The sequence below is a fragment of the Streptomyces sp. NPDC001851 genome (genome assembly GCF_040297165.1).
Lineage (GTDB): Bacteria > Actinomycetota > Actinomycetes > Streptomycetales > Streptomycetaceae > Streptomyces.
The window spans coordinates 167,415-184,235 of the sequence record NZ_JBEOYR010000013.1 but is presented as its reverse complement, the minus strand read 5'-3'; the positions used below and the strand labels follow the sequence as shown (position 1 = coordinate 184,235).

The window sequence follows — 16,821 nt, the reverse complement described above, 5'->3', positions numbered from 1 at the left end:
GGCGGGCTGCGCGGCGCGCCTCGCCCTTCCGGCTCTCCCGAGTCCCAGAGACGTGTCGGCCCCGTTCCCGAGGACGGTCCTCCATGCCCCGTACCGCGGCATCCCTTCCTGTCTCGCCCGTTCCGCGTGCCGCCGACAGCGACCGGCGGCGCACCAGCGCCAGTGTCGTGCTGCGGTCCGTGCTGGAGCACGGACCGGTGGCGCGCAGCACCATCGCCCGGCTGACCGGGCTGTCGCCCGCGTCGGTGACCGAGCACTGTGCCCGGCTCGCCGGCCTGGGCCTCATCCGGGAGTCCGCCGCGCCCCGCCGCTCGAACGGGGTCGGCCGGCCGCATGTCCCGGTCGACCTGGACGACGTGGGGCATCTCGTCGGCGGGGTGCACGTGGCGGTGCCCTATACGACGGTCGCGCTGCTGGACCTGCGCGGCCGGGTGGTGGCCCGGTGCGAGCTGAAGCACGAGCGGACCGATCCCGGCTGGGTGCTGGGGCGGGCCGCCGAGGGGCTGAGGGCCCTGCTCGCCGGGGTGCCGGGCCGCCGGCCGCTGGGAGTCGGGGTGGCGGTCGGCGGCTGGGTGGACCGGGAGACGGGCAGCGTGGTCGAGCACGAGCTGCTGGGCTGGCGGGAGGTGCCGGTACGGGAGCTGCTCGGTGCCCGCACCGGCCTGCCGGTCCGGGTGGACGGGCACGCGCGGGCCCTGGTGAACGGGGAGCGGCTGTTCGGGCGGGCCCGGGGCAGCCGGAGCGTGCTGCACCTGTTCGTGGGCAATGTGGTCGACGCGGCCTTCGCCACCCATGACGAGGTGCACCACGGGCCGCGTTCGGCGGCCGGGGCGATCGCGCATCTGCCGGTGCCGGGCGGCACCGAGCCGTGCCCGTGCGGCCGTACCGGCTGCCTCCAAGTGGAGCTGAGTGAGCGGACGTTGTGCCAGCGGGCCCGGGCGGCCGGGGTGATCGGCTCGGCCAACCCGATGCATGTGGTGGCCGCGGCGGCGGCCGGGGACGCGGTGGCCCGGCGGCTGCTGGTGGAGCGGGCCCGGGCCACCGGGCGGGCGGCCGGGCTGCTGCTGGACGTGCTCAATCCGGAGACGGTCGTGGTGACCGAGGTGGGCGTGATGCGTTTCGAGGAGTGCCTCGCCGCACTGCGGGAGGCGGTCGGTACGGCACGTTCGGCGGACCTCCTCCCGTCGAGCTTCCCGGATTCCGTGCTGGCGGTGGCGGGTGGATCGGTGGCGCTGGACGCGTTGTTCCGGGACCCGTTGACCGCCTCACCTGAGGCTATTTAATTCAGAAACTCGGAATATTGACAGGGGTCGCTCAGGGCCGGGAACATGCTGGTCATGAGCCTTCTTACGAGCTGTCGCACCCTTTGTTGCTGACATATTGCCGCGCGTGAAGCGCGTGTTTCCGGCTCCGTGCTCTGTCTTTCCTCCGGTTTTCTGCTCCGGAATTCTGCCTGCCTTTCCCCTCCTTTCCTCCGGGGAGTCCTCCCATGCACCGTCGTGTCTTTCTCGCCTCCCTGCTGGGCGCGTCCGCCGCCGTGGGCCTCAGCGGCTGCGCCAAGGGCGACGCCTCCGCCGACGCCGGCGGCGCCGCGACCAAGCCGCTCGCCGGCAAGGTCCCGGCCGGCACCAGCCTGAAGATCGCCTCCTACCAGGGCGTGCAGCAGCTGCAGTTCAAGCTGGCGAAGCTGCCCGCGCTGCCGTTCACGGTGTCGGACTGGCTGAACATCGGTGCCGGTCCGGATGTCATCAACGCCTTCCGCGCCGGGTCCCTGGACCTCTCCAACAACGCGGGCATCCCGCCGATCCAGGCGCACTACCAGGGCTTCGACGCCAAGATCGTGGCGATCGACCTCACCCGCAAGCCCACCTACCTCTTCGCCACCAAACCCGGCAGCGACATCCGCGCGGTCGGTGACTTCAAGGGCAAGCGGCTCGCCTTCTCCCAGGGGCAGGCGCAGGGGGTCGTCCTGCTGCGGGCGCTGAAGCAGGCGGGACTGGCGTACGACGAGGTGAAGCTGGTCCCGCTGACCAGCAACCAGTTCTTCACCGCCCTGCAGTCCGGGCAGGTCGACGTGGCCCCGCTCGCCATCAACCAGGCCCCCGCCTATCTGCAGAAGTACGCGGCCGCCGGCGCCCGCGCCATCGACACCGACGTCGTCGACCTGCTCAACCTGCTGTGGGCCCCGCAGTCCGTGCTGAACGACCCCGCGAAGGCCGCCGCGATCGCCGCGTACATCCCGCAGTGGGCCAAGGGCCAGGTGTGGCAGTACGAGCACCCCGACGTGTGGGACGAGGAGTTCTACGTCAAGACGCAGAACCTGACCCTCCAGCAGGCACAGGGCATCACCCGGCTCGCCAACAAGCCGCTGTTCCCGCCCCGTTGGGACGAGGCGGTCACGTGGGAGCAGGAGACGGCCGATCTGCTCGCCGACGGCGGATTCGTGAAGAAGTTCGACGTCTCCTCGCTCTTCGACCGCCGCTTCGAGTCGATCGCCGCCAAGGCCGTACCCGAGGAGTACCGCAAATGAGCGCCGTGACCACCACCACGACCGCCGTCGCGGCGGCGCAGGCCCGGGAGCTGCCCCAGGTCCGCCGGCGCCGCCGGCTGTCCCCCGGCCGCCGGCTGCCCGCCGCCCGGCTGGCCGGCCCCCTCGTCGTCCTCGCCCTGTGGGCCGCCGCCTCCGCCGCCGGAGCGCTCGACACCGGTGCGGTACCGGCGCCCTGGACGGTGCTGAGGACCGCCGGTCACCTGTGGGCCGACGGCACGCTGGCCGGCGACATCCTGACCTCGCTGACCCGGGCCGGGTACGGCTTCGCGATCGGCCTGGCCGCGGGTGTGCTGCTCGCGCTCCTCTCCGGGCTCAGCCGGACCGGGGAGGCGCTGATCGACGGGACCGTGCAGCTCAACCGGGCGATCCCGACCCTCGGCCTGATCCCGCTGTTCATCCTGTGGCTGGGCATCGGGGAAGCCTTCAAGATCGCCATCATCGCGATCGTCGTCTACATCCCCGTCTATCTGAACACGCACGCCGCGCTGTCCGGCATCGACGGCCGCTATGTCGAGCTCGCCGAGGTGCAGGGCCTGTCCCGGCTCGCCTTCGTCCGCCAGGTGGTGATCCCCGGCGCGCTGCCCGGATTCTTCGTGGGACTCCGGCTCGGCGTCACCGGCTCCTGGCTCGGCCTGGTGGTGCTGGAGCAGATCAACGCCACCAGCGGGCTCGGCTACCTGATGTTCCAGGCGCAGAACTACGGCCAGTCCGACGTCATCCTGGTGGGTCTGCTGGTCTACGGCGTCTTCGGCCTGGTCTCCGACAGCGTGGTCCGTCTGATCGAACGGAGGGTGCTGTCGTGGCGCCGCACACTCAGCAGCTGACCCGGCCGGCCGTCCGGCTGCGCGGCCTGACCCGGTCCTTCGCCGGCCGTACGGTCCTCGACGGCATCGACCTCGACCTGCCCGCCGGCCAGTTCACGGCCCTGCTCGGGCACAGCGGCTCGGGCAAGTCCACCCTGCTGCGGGCGGTCGCGGGCCTGGACCACGGAGTGCCGGGCAGCGGGCGGCTCACCGCGCCGGAGCGGGTCTCGGTGGTCTTCCAGGACTCCCGGCTGCTGCCGTGGCGCCGGGTCCTGGACAACGTCCTCCTCGGCCTGGACGGCAGGGACGCCGAGGAACGCGGCCGTGCCGCCCTCACGGAGGTCGGCCTCGGGGGCCGCGAGCGGGCCTGGCCCGGCGAGCTCTCCGGCGGCGAGGCCCAGCGGGCCGCGCTCGCCCGCTCCCTGGTCCGCGAACCGGAACTCCTGCTGGCGGACGAGCCGTTCGGCGCGCTGGACGCGCTGACCCGGATCAAGATGCACCACCTGCTGCGCGACCTGTGGCAGCGCCACCGCCCGTCCGTGCTCCTGGTCACCCACGACGTCGACGAGGCGATCGTGCTCGCCGACCGCGTCCTCGTCCTGCAGCAGGGCCGCATCGGCCTCGACCTGACCATCGACCGTCCCCACCCGCGCTCCTACCGCGAGCCGGTGCTGGGCGAGTACCGCGAGCGGCTGCTGGCCGCACTGGGCGTCACGGAGGACCACCAGTGACACAGAGAAAGCTGCACCTCAACGCGTTCCTGATGAACACCGGACACCACGAGGCCTCGTGGCGGCTGCCGGAGAGCGACCCGTACGCGCACGTCGATCTCCAGCACTACGTGCGGCTCGCGCGGATCGCCGAGCGCGGCACCTTCGACTCGCTCTTCCTCGCCGACGGCCCCCAGCTGTGGAGCAACCTCGCCCAGCGCCCGGCCGGCGCCCTGGAACCGCTCACCCTGCTGACCGCGCTGGCGACGGCCACCGAGCACATCGGCCTGATCGCCACCGCCTCCACGTCCTACAACTCCCCCTACAACCTGGCCCGCACGCTCGCCTCGCTGGACATCATCAGCGGCGGCCGGGCCGGGTGGAACATCGTCACCACGGCGGGCACGGAGGCCGCCCGGAACTTCGGGATCGACGCGGAGCCCGCGCACGCCGAGCGGTACGCCCGTGCCGCCGAGTTCCTCGACGTGGTGCGCAAGCTGTGGGACAGCTGGGAGGACGACACGGTCGTCGCCGACAAGGCGGCCGGTGTCTGGGGCGACGACGGCAAGATCCACCCGGCCCGGCACCGGGGCACGTACTTCGCCGTCGCCGGCGCCCTCAACGTCCCCCGCACACCCCAGGGCTACCCGCTCCTGGTGCAGGCGGGGTCGAGCGAGGACGGCAGGGCCTTCGCCGCCCGGTACGCGGAGTCGGTCTTCACCGCCCAGCAGACCCTCGCCGGCGCCCAGGCCTTCTACGCCGATCTCAAGTCCCGCACCGCGCGGGCCGGGCGCGACCCCGAGCACATCAAGGTGCTGCCCGGGATCGTGCCCGTCCTCGGGTCGACGGAGGCGGCGGCGCGGGCGGCCGAACAGCTGCTGGAGGACCACATCGTGTACGAGCACGGAGTGGGGCGGCTGGAGAGCCTGCTGCAACTCCCGGAGGGAACACTGGAGCTGGACGAGCAGCTGCCCGCCGGCCTGCCGCCCGAGTCCGCCGTCGAGGGCGCCAAGAGCCGCTACACGCTCGTCGTGGAGCTGGCCCGGCGCGAGCGGCTCACCGTCCGGCAGCTGATCACGCGGCTCGGCGGCGGGCGCGGCCACCTCACCTTCACCGGCACCCCCGAGCAGGTCGCCGACCAGATCGAGACCTGGTTCACCCAGGGCGCGGCCGACGGCTTCAACGTCATGCCGGCCGTGCTGCCCTCCGGCCTGGACGCGTTCGTCGAGCACGTCGTACCGCTGCTGCGCGCCCGCGGCCTGTTCCGCGACGCCTACGGCCCGCGCCGGACCCTCCGGGAGCGCTACGGCCTCCCCCGCCCCGCCAACCAGTACCTCAGCCCCGCGTTCGCCTGAAAGGAACCTCCATGTCCATCGAGATCACCAAGGTCACCGCACGCATCGGCGCCCGTGTCCGTGGCGTCGACATCACCCGGCCGCTCGCCCCGGAGGAGGTCGCCGCGATCCGCGAGGCCCTCAACGTCCACAAGGCGCTCGTCTTCGACGCCGGCGACCTGGACGACGCCGGCCAGCAGGCCTTCGCCCGCCACTTCGGCGACCTGACCACCGCCCATCCGACGGTCGGCGCGGTGGACGGCGCCCCGAACGTGCTGCCCGTGGACAGCGAGCGGGGCCGCGCCAACCACTGGCACACCGACGTCACCTTCGTCCTCAACCCGCCGCAGGCCAGCACCCTGCGCTCGATCACCGTCCCGCCGTACGGCGGCGAGACCCTGATCGCGAACGCGGCGGCCGCCTACCGGGACCTGCCCGAGCCGCTGCGCCGCCTCGCCGACACCCTGTGGGCCGAGCACACCAACGACTACGACTACGCCGTACCGGACGAGGAGATCGACGAGGAGCAGGCCGCCCAGCGCGCCCAGTTCACCTCCATCAAGTACCGCACCGCCCACCCGGTGGTCCGGGTGCATCCGCTGACCGGCGAGCGCGGGCTGTTCATCGGCGGGTTCGCGCAGCGGATCGTGGGCCTGTCCGCCGGCGAGTCCCGCAGGATCCTGGACCTGCTCCAGGCGTATGTGACCCGCCCGGAGAACATCCTGCGCCACCGCTGGGCGGAGCGGGAGCTCGTCCTCTTCGACAACCGGATCACCCAGCACTACGCCATCGACAACTACGACGGCCGGCCGCGCCGCCTGCACCGGGTGACCGTCGCCGGTGACGTCCCGGCCGGCATCGAGGGCAAGGAGAGCTACGCGATCGAGGGCGACGCCTCGCACTACACACCGGTCGCCGCGTAACCGTTCGATCACCCTGCGCACGGCAGGTGTCCGGATACTGGGCAGCCCCTTCGCGGCAGCGGACGGGCCGCCCAGACTGGCGGGGTTTTTGCCCGCCCATTGCACGGGGGAGCCGCACCCATGCCCACCAGCAGCACGACCACGGAGACACCGCCGGAGCAACGGGACGGCGGCTCCCTCTCGCACGGCCTCAAACAGCGCCATCTGTCGATGATCGCCCTCGGCGGGGTGATCGGCGCGGGTCTGTTCGTCGGCTCCGGCGCGGGCATCGCCGCCGCCGGCCCGTCGATCGTCGTCGCCTACACGCTCTCCGGCCTCCTCGTGATGCTCGTGATGCGGATGCTCGGCGAGATGTCCGCCGCCTACCCGTCGTCCGGCTCCTTCTCGGCGCACGCCGAGCGGGCGATCGGCCCCTGGGCGGGCTTCGCCGCCGGCTGGTCGTTCTGGGTGCTGCTGTGCACGGCCGTCGGCCTGGAGGGCATCGGCGCCGCGCACATCGTCTCCGGCTGGCTGCCCGGCACCCCCGAGTGGCTCTGGGTGGCGCTGTTCATGGTCGTCTTCTGCGGCACGAACCTGGCCGCCGTGAAGAACTTCGGCGAGTTCGAGTTCTGGTTCGCCGCGCTGAAGGTCGGCGCGATCTCCCTCTTCCTGATCCTGGGCGTGCTGGCGATCGCGGGCGTGCTGCCCGGCACGGACGCCCCCGGCACCGCGCACCTGAGCCACTTCCTGCCGCACGGCGGCAACGGCCTGATCATCGGCCTGCTCGCCTCCGTCTTCGCCTACGGCGGCCTGGAGACGGTCACCATCGCGGCGGCCGAGTCGGAGAACCCGGTCAAGGGCGTGGCCTCCGCCGTCCGTACGGCGATGTGGCGCATCGCCCTCTTCTACATCGGCTCCATGGCGGTCGTGGTCACCCTGGTCCCGTGGGACTCCAAGGAGGTCGTGGCGAAGGGCCCCTACGTCGCCACGCTGGACCACCTCGGCATCCCCGGCGCCGGTCAGCTGATGAACGTGGTCGTCCTGGTCGCCCTGCTCTCCGCGATGAACGCCAACATCTACGGCTCCTCGCGCATCGCCTACTCGCTGGTCGAGCGCGGCCAGGGCCCGAAGGTGCTGGCGAAGCTCTCCGGCGGGGTCCCCAGGACCGCCGTCCTGACCTCCTGCGTGCTGGGCTTCGTCTGCGTGCTGCTCAGCTACTGGCGGCCGGACGACGTGTTCAAGTGGCTGCTGAACATGATCGGCGCGGTCATCCTGGTCGTCTGGATGTTCATCGCCGTCTCCCAGCTGCTGCTGCGCCGCCGCATCGAGCGCGACGCCCCCGAGAAGCTGGTCGTGCGCATGTGGGCGTTCCCCTGGCTGACCTGGGTCGCGCTGGCCGGCATGGTCGCGATCTTCGCCCTGATGGCCCGCGAGCAGGACACCCGGGTCCAGCTGTACTCCACCGGCGCCATGACCCTGCTCCTGGCGGCGGTCGGCTACGCCTGGCAGCGGGCGCGCGCCCGGCGCTGACCCCGGCCGGCTCCGCCGAGGCCCCCACGTGCGACGTGGGGGCCTTTCCGCTGCCCCCACTCCTGTTGCGGGGGTCTTCCCCACCCCAAGGGTCCACCGAACGGCCGACCCGAAGTTCCACCGGGCACCCGTGTCCGCCGAACGCCCTGCTCGGCAAGGCTTTCGGGCATGAACTCACTGACCGTGCGCATGGCACGCTGGAGCGCCGGGCACCCCTGGCGGGCGCTCGTCGGCTGGCTGCTCTTCCTGGCGCTGTGCCTGGGCGTCGGCAGCGCCGTGGGCACCCGCAGCGCGAAGACCGCCGACTACCGGGTGGGCGAGGCCGGGCGGGCCGAGGCCATGGCCGCCGAGGGGCACCTGGACCGCCTGTCCACCGAACAGATCCTGATCTCCTCCCGCGTCGGCGCCCTGGACGAGGGACCCGCCGCCTCCGCCGCGCGTGAGCTGACCGGACGCATGCGACAGCTGCCCGAGGTCGCGGAGGTGGCCGCCCCGGTGCGGTCCTCCGACGGGGGCGTCCTCATGGTCGAGGTGTCCCTCAGGGGCGAGGAGCTGGAGGCCGACGCCAAGGTCGGCGCGCTGCTCGCGCAGACCCGGGCGGTCCAGCGGGCGCACCCCGGGCTGCTGGTGCAGGAGACCGGCGCCGCCTCCGTCAGCAAGGGGGTCGACCAGCAGCGCGACGACGACCTGGCCCTCTCCGAGAAGATCAGCCTGCCCGTCACCCTCGTCACCCTGCTGATCGTGTTCGGCTCGCTCACCATGGCCGCCGTACCGCTGCTGCTCGCGCTGTCGTCGATCGCGGCGGCCATCGGGCTGGCGATGGTCGCCTCGCATCTCACCCCGGACGCCGGAGTCGGCAAGAACGTCATCCTCATGATCGGCCTCGCGGTCGGCGTCGACTACACGCTCTTCTACCTGAAGCGGGAGCGCGAGGAGCGGGCCCGCTCCGGTGGCCGGCTGGGCACCGAGGCGCTGGTGGAGCTGGCGGCGGCCACGTCCGGGCGGGCCGTGGTGGTGTCCGGGCTGGCGGTGGCCGCCTCCACCGCCACGCTGTACCTGGCCTCGGACGTGATCTTCTCCTCGCTCGCCACCGGCACGGTCGTGGTCGTGCTGGTCGCGGTGGCCAGCTCGCTGACCGCGCTGCCCGCGCTGCTGACCGTGCTGGGCAGGCGGGCCGAGCGCAGGGCGCGCATGGGGGTCCCCCCGCGCGAGCGAAGCCGAGCATGGGGGAAGGCGGGGCACGGCAGGCCCTCCCGGCGCCTTCGGGGCCGGGGCGACGGCCGGTTCTGGTCCGCGCTGCTGCGCCCCGCCGCCCGGCATCCGCTCGCCACCCTGTGCTGCTCGTCCCTCGCCCTGCTCGCTCTCGTCCTTCCGCTGACCGGCCTGAAGATCACCGAGATGAGCCGGGACACCCACTCCCGCGCGATCCCCGCCATGCGGGTGTACGACCGCCTCAACGCGGAGTTCCCGGAGCGCCGGGTCACCCACCAGGTCGTCGTACAGGCCCCCGCCGCGCGGTCCGCCCAGGTCACCGAGGAACTGCGCGCCCTGGCCCGCCGGGCCGCCGCCGACCCGCTGTTCACCGGCTACGCCCGCGTCCGCACCGCCGCCGACCACCGGACCAGCACCCTGGAACTGCGGGTGCCCTACCTGGGCGACTCCCCGCAGGCGCGCGACTCGCTGGAGCACCTGCGGCACGACTACCTGCCCGCCACCGTCGGCAAGGTCGCCGGCGCGCGGTACGGCGTGAGCGGCGACGTGGCCCGCTACACCGACCATCCGGCCCACCAGGAGGGCAAACTGCCCCTGGTCATCGGCGCGCTGCTGCTGGTGACCTTCGTGATGACGCTGTACGCGTTCCGCTCGGTCGTGCTCGGTCTGCTCGGTGTCGCACTGAACCTGCTGTCGGCGGCGGCCTCGCTCGGCCTGCTCGTGCTGGTCTTCCAGCACACCTGGGCGGAGGGGCTGCTGCACTTCCGCTCCACGGGGTCCATCGGTTCCCGGGTGCCGCTGTTCCTCTTCGTGATCCTCTTCGGCCTGTCGATGGACTACCAGGTCTTCGTGGTGAGCCGGATCCGGGAGGCGGTGCTCGCCGGCACACCCACCCGGCAGGCCGTCGTCGAGGGCGTCCGGCGTTCGGCGAGCGTGGTGACCAGCGCGGCCGTGATCATGACGACCGTCTTCGTGAGCTTCGTCTTCCTGCACCTCATCGAGATGAAGCAGATCGGTTTCGTGCTCGCCGCGGCCGTCCTGCTGGACGCCTTCGTGGTGCGCGTGCTGATCCTGCCGGCGGCCCTGCTGCTGCTCGGCGAGCGCGCCTGGTGGCCGGTGCGGCCCGCGCGGACCACCACCACCGTCACGAACTCCGCCCTGGTGGACGTAGGTTGACAGCCATGACCACGACCGCCGACGCCCTGTGGGCGACCTCGCTGCGCCGCTGGAACGCGGTGTGCTGGGTCCTGTTCGCCGCGATGGCGGTGGGGATCACGGCCCTGGGTCACGGCGCCGACCGGTACGCGGCCCTCGCCCTGCTGGGCAGCGTGGCCCTGGGCTTCGCCGCGCTGGTCCGCTGCCCCGGCCGTCCCGTCGTACGACCGCACGGGTACCTCGCGGTGCTGGTGATCGCCCTCACCGGTCTCGCCTACCTGGGGACCAGTTACGCGGCCCTGTTCATGGTCACGCTGCCGCACTACTGGATGTTCGGCCGCACCCCCAGGATCTCCCTCGCCTTCCTGGGACTGGCCACCGCCGGAACGCTGGTGGGCAGCTGGGTGCGGCAGGGCTGGTCCGGCAAGTTCTTCGGCGAGTCGGTCGTGGGCACGCTGATCGTGGTCTCGGTCGGCGTCCTGATCGGGCTGTGGGCCCGCGCGGTGGTCGAGCAGAGCAGCGAACGCGCGCGGCTGATCGAGGAGTTGGAGCGCACCCAGGCGGAGCTGGCCGAGGCGCATCTGCGGCAGGGCGCGGCGGAGGAACGGGAGCGGATGGCGCGGGAGATCCACGACACGCTCGCGCAGGGCTTCGCCTCGATCGTGGTGCTGGCCGAGGCGGCCCGCGCCGGGCTCACCACCGACCCCGGGCGCTCCGCCCGGCAGCTGGTGTCGATCGAGACGACCGCCCGGGAGAACCTGGCGGAGGCCAGGGAGCTGGTCGGCTCGGGCCGGCCGCCGGGCGGAGCGCACGCCGGCTCGGTGGCGCAGACCCTGCGGCGGATCGTGGACCGGTTCGCCGAGGACACCGGGCTGAGCGTGGCCGCCGAGCTGGCCGATCTGGACTGCGACCAGCAGACCCGGGTCGCGCTGCTGCGCTGCGCCCAGGAGTCCCTGGCGAACGTGCGCAAGCACGCCCGCGCCTCGGCGGTCGGGGTGGTGCTGGCCCGGCGTCCGTACGGCGTGGAGCTGGAGGTCACGGACGACGGCACGGGATTCGCGGTCGAGGCGTCCACCGGCTTCGGCCTCGACGGGATGCGCAAACGGCTCGCCGAACTCGGCGGGCGGCTCACGGTGACCAGCTCGGTCGGGGACGGGACCAGGATCCTCGCGGTGATCCCGGTGGAGGGAGCGGCATGACCGGGGACAGACTCCGGATCGTCGTGGTGGACGATCACACCGTGATGCGGGCCGGGGTGATCGCCCTGCTGGACGGGGAGGCGGACATCGAGGTCGTCGGCGAGGCGGGCGACGGCCGGGCCGCCCTCGGGCTGGTCGCCCGCCTCGACCCGGACGTGGCCCTGGTCGACCTGCGCATGCCGGTGCTGGACGGTGTCGCGACGACCGCCGGGATCGTCGCCCGTCACGCCCGCACCCGGGTGCTGATCCTCACCACGTACGACACCGACGCCGACATCGAGCGGGGTGTCGAGGCGGGCGCCATCGGCTACCTGCTCAAGGACACCACCCGCGAGCAGCTGGTCGACGCGATCCGCTCGGCCGCGCGCGGCGAGACCGTGCTCGCGCCCCGGGTGGCGGAGAAGCTGGTCGCCCGCATGCGGCGCCCGGTCCACGATCCGCTCACCGCCCGCGAGACCGATGTGCTGACCGCGGTGGCCGACGGACTCACCAACGCCGAGATCGGCCGCCGCCTCGTCATCTCCGAGGCCACCGTCAAAACGCATCTGCTGCGCCTGTTCGCCAAGCTGGACGTCAACGACCGGACGCGGGCGGTGGTCGTCGCGATGGAGCGGGGGCTGCTGGGCAGGCCGTAGGGGTTCCCGGGCGCGGGAAAGGGCCCGGCGCCGACCGCCGGGCCCGTCGTACGCCTACAGGTTGCTGAAATCCGGGCCTGCGGTCCGCGTCCGCTTGAGCTCGTAGAAGCCCGGCACCGAGGCGACCGCGAGCGTGCCGTCCCAGAGGCGGGCCGCCTCCTCGCCCTTCGGGGCGGGGGTGACGACCGGGCCGAAGAAGGCGATCTCCTCGCCGCCGGGGCCCGGCACCGCGATGACCGGGGTGCCGACCTCCTGGCCGACCTTCTCGATGCCCTCCTTGTGGGAGGCGCGCAGCTGGGCGTCGAACTCGAAGGGCTGCTGCTCGGCGTAGTCGATGAGGTCGGCGGGCAGGCCGACGTCCGCGAGGGCCCCGGCGACGGCCTCCAGGGTCGGGCCCTCGCCGTTGTTGTGGATGCGGGTGCCGAGCGCGGTGTACAGCGGGCCGAGGACGTCCGCGCCGTGCTTCTGCCAGGCGGCGGTGACCACGCGGACCGGCTGCCAGGCCTTGGTGGCGAGCATCTCCCGGTACTGCTCGGGCAGCTCGTCCAGCTTGTTCTCGTTGAGGACGGCGAGGCTCATGATGTGCCAGCGGACCTCGATGTCGCGGACCTTCTCCACCTCCAGCACCCAGCGGGACGTCATCCACGCCCAGGGGCACAGCGGGTCGAACCAGAAGTCGACGGGGGTCTTGCCGGTCTCGGACATGGTTCTCCTCAGCGAAAGACTCTTTTCAGCCGTCAACGACGACCTCCCGCCCCGCATTCCCTGCTGCCTCTCGTCAGGGGCACATGGGAAGATCGGTCCTGTTCAGCCGTCAGTCACGTGATCACGAGGGAGTGCCGCCCGTGCCCGGTGAGAATCTGTCCCGCGACGAGGCCCGGGAGCGGGCCGCTCTGCTGTCCGTCGACGGGTACGACGTGTCCCTGGACCTCAGGTCCGCCGTCGGCGACGGCGACGGGGGCGGGCAGCCGCGCACGTTCCGCTCGGTGACCACGATCCGCTTCCGCTGCAGCGAGCCGGGCGCGGCGAGCTTCGCCGATCTGATCGCGCCGAGCGTGACCGCCGTGTCGCTGAACGGCCGTGACCTGGACCCGGGCGAGGTCTTCGACGGCTCGCGGATCACGCTGGAGGACCTGGCCGCGGAGAACGAGCTGGTGGTGGACGCCCAGTGCGCCTACTCCCGCACCGGCGAGGGCATGCACCGCTTCGTCGACCCCGAGGACGGCGAGGTCTACCTCTACACCCAGTACGAGCCGGCCGACGCCCGCCGGGTCTTCGCCAACTTCGAGCAGCCGGACCTGAAGGCGCCGTACCGCTTCGAGGTGCGGGCGCCGGAGGGCTGGACGGTGTGGAGCAACGGCGCGGGTGAACGGGCCGACGGAGTCTGGCGGTTCGAGGAGACCAAGCCGATCCCGACGTACATCACCTGTGTGGTGGCGGGCCCGTACCACTACGTCACCGACTCCTACACCCGCACCTTCGAGGACGGTACGAAGCTGGAGATCCCGCTCGGCGCGATGTGCCGCAAGGGGCTCGCCCCGCACTTCGACGCCGACGACGTCTTCCTGATCACCAAGCAGGGCCTGGACTTCTTCCACGACCACTTCGACTACCCGTACCCGTTCGGGAAGTACGACCAGGCGTTCGTGCCCGAGTACAACCTGGGCGCGATGGAGAACCCGGGTCTGGTGACCTTCCGCGAGGAGTTCATCTTCCGCGGGAAGGTGACGCAGGCGTCGTACGAGGGCCGGGCCAACGTCATCCTGCACGAGATGGCGCACATGTGGTTCGGCGACCTGGTCACCATGGAGTGGTGGGACGACCTGTGGCTGAAGGAGTCCTTCGCGGACTTCATGGGCGCGTTCGGATGCGTCGGCGCGACCCGCTTCAAGGACGCGTGGATCACCTTCGCCAACCGCCGCAAGGCCTGGGCGTACCGCGCGGACCAGCTGCCGTCGACGCATCCGATCACGGCGGACATCCGCGACCTGGAGGACGCCAAGCTGAACTTCGACGGCATCACCTACGCCAAGGGCGCCTCGGTGCTCAAGCAGCTGGTGGCGTACGTCGGCCAGGACGCGTTCCTGGAGGGCGCCCGCCGCTACTTCAAGCGCCACGCGTACGGCAACACGCGCCTGGGCGATCTGCTGGCGGTGCTGGGCGAGACCAGCGGCCGGGACATGAGCGCGTGGGCCGGCTCCTGGCTGCAGACGGCCGGGGTGAACGCGCTGACGCCGCAGGTGCTGCTGGACGCGCAGGGCCGGGTGGCCGAGCTGGCGGTGCTGCAGGAGGCGCCGGAATCGCACCCCGCGGAGCGTCCGCACCGGGTCGCGGTGGGCCTGTACCGGCGTACGCCCGAAGGCGCGCTGGAGCGGTACGCCCGCGTGGAGGCGGATGTGGAGGGCCCGCGCACGGTCGTCGCGGACCTGGCGGGTGCCGAGGCCCCGGAGCTGGTCCTGGTCAACGACGACGACCTGACGTACTGCAAGATCCGCTTCGACGACACCTCGCTGGCCACGCTGAAGGAGCACCTGGGCGCGCTGACCGACCCGCTGGCCCGTGCCCTGTGCTGGTCGGCGCTGTGGAACCTGACCCGGGACGCGCTGCTGCCGGCGCGGGACTTCGTGGATCTGGTGCTGCGGTTCGCGGGCCGCGAGTCCGTCATCGGGGTACTGCAGATGCTGCACACGTGGGCGAACTCGGCGCTGGTGCACTATGCCGCGCCCGAGTGGCGGGAGACCGGCGGTGAGCTGCTCGCGGAATGCGCGCTGCGTGAGCTGCGGGCGGCCGGGGCGGGCAGCGAGCACCAGCTGGCCTGGGCCCGGTTCTTCGCGTCCGTGGCCTGCGCGGAGCCGGACCTGAAGCTGCTGCGGGAGCTGCTGGACGGTACGTCGGCGGTGGAGGGCCTGGAGGTGGACCAGGAGCTGCGCTGGGCGTTCCTGGAGCCGCTGGCCGCGCACGGGGTGGCGGACGAGTCGGTGCTGGCGGCCGAGCTGGCCCGGGACGACACGGCGTCCGGCAAGCGGCACCAGGTGCGCTGCCTGGCCGCCCGTCCGTCGGCCGCGGTGAAGGCGCAGGCGTGGGCGCAGGTGGTGGAGTCCGACGCCCTCTCCAACGCCCTGGTGGAGGCGACGATCGCGGGCTTCGGCCAGCCCTCGCAGCGGGAGCTGACCGCGCCGTACGCGGAGAAGTACTTCGCGGCGATCGAGCGGCTGTGGCGGGAGCGGTCGATCCAGATCGGCATGGACGTCGTGCAGGGTCTGTTCCCGGCACTCCAGGACCGTCCGGAGACGCTTCGGGCGACGGACGCGTGGCTGGACGCGCACCGGGACACGGCGCCGGCGCTGCGCCGGCTGGTCCTGGAGGCCCGGGACGACCTGGCGCGGGCGCTGCGCGCACAGGAGTGCGACGCGGCGGCCGCCGGCCGTTGAGCATTGGCCTGGGCTTTCCCGGCCGGTGACCGTTACGAAATTCGGGCAAGAATAGCCGTAACCCCTGGTCCGCACCCGATCGGACCAGGGGTTTTGCTTCCCTACTCGGCACCCGAACACCTGACCTTTAGTCCCACCTTGTCCGTATTTCTCGACGGGCTTGTAACAACGGTTAAAGCGGGCACCCGGCGCGGGAACTTCGACGCCATGACGCACAACACCCCGCTCTCCCCCCGGCCCCTCCGCCACCTCTCCGAGGTCCACCGCCGCGTCCTGACGGCGGCTCAGCTCCGTGCCCACGGCGTGACGACGGCCGAACTGACCGAGCAGTGCCGCCCCGGCGGCCCCTGGCAGCTGCTGCTGCCGAACGTGGTCCTGCTGCACCCCGGACCGCCGACGAGCGAGGAGCGTCTGCACGGGGCGCTGCTGTACGCGGCCCGCGAGTCCACGCCGGGCGTCCCGGCCCAGCCGACGGCGGAGGAACCGCACCGCCCGGTCTACGCGGAGGCGATGATCACGGGCCTGGCCGCCCTCACCCTCCACGGCTTCTCGGCCACCCCGCCGCTGCTCTCCCTGGACCGCGTCGACGTCCTGGTCCCGCGGCTGCGCCGGCTGCGTTCCACGGGCTTCGTCCGGGTCCTGCGCACCCCCACGCTGCCCAGGCCCAGGTCGGTGACGGGACTGCCGGTGGCGCCGGTGCCGCGGGCGCTGGCGGACGCGGTGGCGGAACTGACGGACGCCCAGGCGGTACGGCGGCTGCTGACCGAGGCGGTACGCGGCGGCCACTGCGAACCCGCTGCGGTCGTACGGGAGTTGAGCCACGCCAAGCTGCTGAACCGCCCGCACGTGGTGGACGCGGTCGACGCGCTCGTGGCGGAGGGCCGCGCGATCGCCGAGGACCGGCTGTACCGGATGGTCGCCGAGTACGGGCTGCCCGACCCGGTCTGGAACGTCGACCTGCGCCTGCCCGGCGGCCCGCACCTCGGCGGCGTGGACGCGTACTGGCCCGACCAGGCGGTGGCGGTGGAGCTGGACACCCGGGCCCCCCGGCAGGACGACGACGCGCTGTGGTCGGAGTACGCCCGCAAGCGCGAACACCTGGAACGCCTGGGGATCACGGTCGTGTACATCACCCCGAGGAAGCTGCGGGACGGGATGGAACAGCAGGCCGCGGTGGTCCGTACTGCTCTGATGGCGTCGGCCGACCGCGACCCGGCCGCCTATGTCGTGGTGCTTCCCCGGTAGTGACGGCCGGGGAGGACACCAGGAGGGGAGAGGAGGGGCCGCCGGGCCGCAACCGGCGGCCCCTCCTCGTGCGTGCCCCCGTCCGCGACTTCTGCTGCGCCGACCGGGTGGGGG

At 72.4% G+C, this 16,821-nt stretch carries 13 protein-coding genes; 12 read left to right on the top strand and 1 reads right to left on the bottom strand.

Going from position 1 to position 16,821, the window contains the following annotated elements; all coding sequences use genetic code 11:
- The first annotated feature begins 83 nt into the window (after nt 1-83).
- From ABT171_RS20950 to ABT171_RS20905, 10 genes are all read left to right on the top strand, one after another.
- On the top strand, nt 84-1,283 hold the full coding sequence (locus ABT171_RS20950; protein ID WP_351245888.1) for an ROK family protein: 1,200 nt from the start codon (nt 84-86) through the stop codon (nt 1,281-1,283).
- Between the two features lie 206 nt (nt 1,284-1,489).
- Entirely contained in the window at nt 1,490-2,530 is a 1,041-nt protein-coding gene (locus tag ABT171_RS20945) for an ABC transporter substrate-binding protein (protein WP_351245886.1), read from the top strand.
- A complete protein-coding gene (locus ABT171_RS20940) occupies nt 2,527-3,375 on the top strand; it encodes an ABC transporter permease (RefSeq protein ID WP_351245884.1) in 849 nt (282 codons plus the stop codon). Before ABT171_RS20945 ends, ABT171_RS20940 begins: the two co-directional genes overlap by 4 nt.
- Nucleotides 3,351-4,085 (top strand): ABC transporter ATP-binding protein, encoded by a 735-nt coding sequence (locus ABT171_RS20935; protein ID WP_351245882.1) that lies wholly within the window; start codon nt 3,351-3,353, stop codon nt 4,083-4,085. The genes ABT171_RS20940 and ABT171_RS20935 overlap by 25 nt, the downstream gene beginning before the upstream one ends.
- Nucleotides 4,082-5,419, top strand: coding sequence for an LLM class flavin-dependent oxidoreductase (locus tag ABT171_RS20930; protein ID WP_351245880.1), 1,338 nt, complete (start codon nt 4,082-4,084; stop codon nt 5,417-5,419). The genes ABT171_RS20935 and ABT171_RS20930 overlap by 4 nt, the downstream gene beginning before the upstream one ends.
- 11 nt (nt 5,420-5,430) lie before the next feature.
- A complete protein-coding gene (locus ABT171_RS20925; protein ID WP_351245878.1) occupies nt 5,431-6,321 on the top strand; it encodes a TauD/TfdA dioxygenase family protein in 891 nt (296 codons plus the stop codon).
- Between the two features lie 120 nt (nt 6,322-6,441).
- Nucleotides 6,442-7,830: an amino acid permease gene (locus tag ABT171_RS20920; RefSeq protein ID WP_351245876.1), complete on the top strand. Its 1,389-nt coding sequence runs from the start codon at nt 6,442-6,444 to the stop codon at nt 7,828-7,830.
- Between the two features lie 168 nt (nt 7,831-7,998).
- A complete protein-coding gene (locus tag ABT171_RS20915; RefSeq protein WP_351245874.1) occupies nt 7,999-10,218 on the top strand; it encodes an MMPL family transporter in 2,220 nt (739 codons plus the stop codon).
- A gap of 5 nt (nt 10,219-10,223) precedes the next feature.
- On the top strand, nt 10,224-11,396 hold the full coding sequence (locus ABT171_RS20910) for a sensor histidine kinase (RefSeq protein WP_351245872.1): 1,173 nt from the start codon (nt 10,224-10,226) through the stop codon (nt 11,394-11,396).
- Nucleotides 11,393-12,031, top strand: coding sequence for a response regulator (locus tag ABT171_RS20905; RefSeq protein ID WP_351245870.1), 639 nt, complete (start codon nt 11,393-11,395; stop codon nt 12,029-12,031). The genes ABT171_RS20910 and ABT171_RS20905 overlap by 4 nt, the downstream gene beginning before the upstream one ends.
- 54 nt (nt 12,032-12,085) lie before the next feature.
- Here ABT171_RS20905 and ABT171_RS20900 read toward each other — a convergent pair whose 3' ends face one another.
- Nucleotides 12,086-12,736 carry a mycothiol-dependent nitroreductase Rv2466c family protein gene (locus ABT171_RS20900; RefSeq protein ID WP_351245868.1) on the bottom strand — a complete coding sequence of 217 codons (651 nt, stop codon included), beginning with the start codon at nt 12,734-12,736 and terminating at the stop codon, nt 12,086-12,088.
- 140 nt (nt 12,737-12,876) lie between these two features.
- On the opposite strand from ABT171_RS20900, the gene pepN reads away from it, so the two are divergent.
- Together pepN and ABT171_RS20890 are read left to right on the top strand one after the other, a co-directional pair.
- Nucleotides 12,877-15,462, top strand: a complete 2,586-nt coding sequence (pepN, locus tag ABT171_RS20895) for an aminopeptidase N (protein WP_351245866.1) — start codon at nt 12,877-12,879, stop codon at nt 15,460-15,462.
- Nucleotides 15,463-15,669: 207 nt separating this feature from the next.
- Nucleotides 15,670-16,707, top strand: coding sequence for a hypothetical protein (locus ABT171_RS20890; protein WP_351245864.1), 1,038 nt, complete (start codon nt 15,670-15,672; stop codon nt 16,705-16,707).
- Nucleotides 16,708-16,821: the final 114 nt, after the last annotated feature.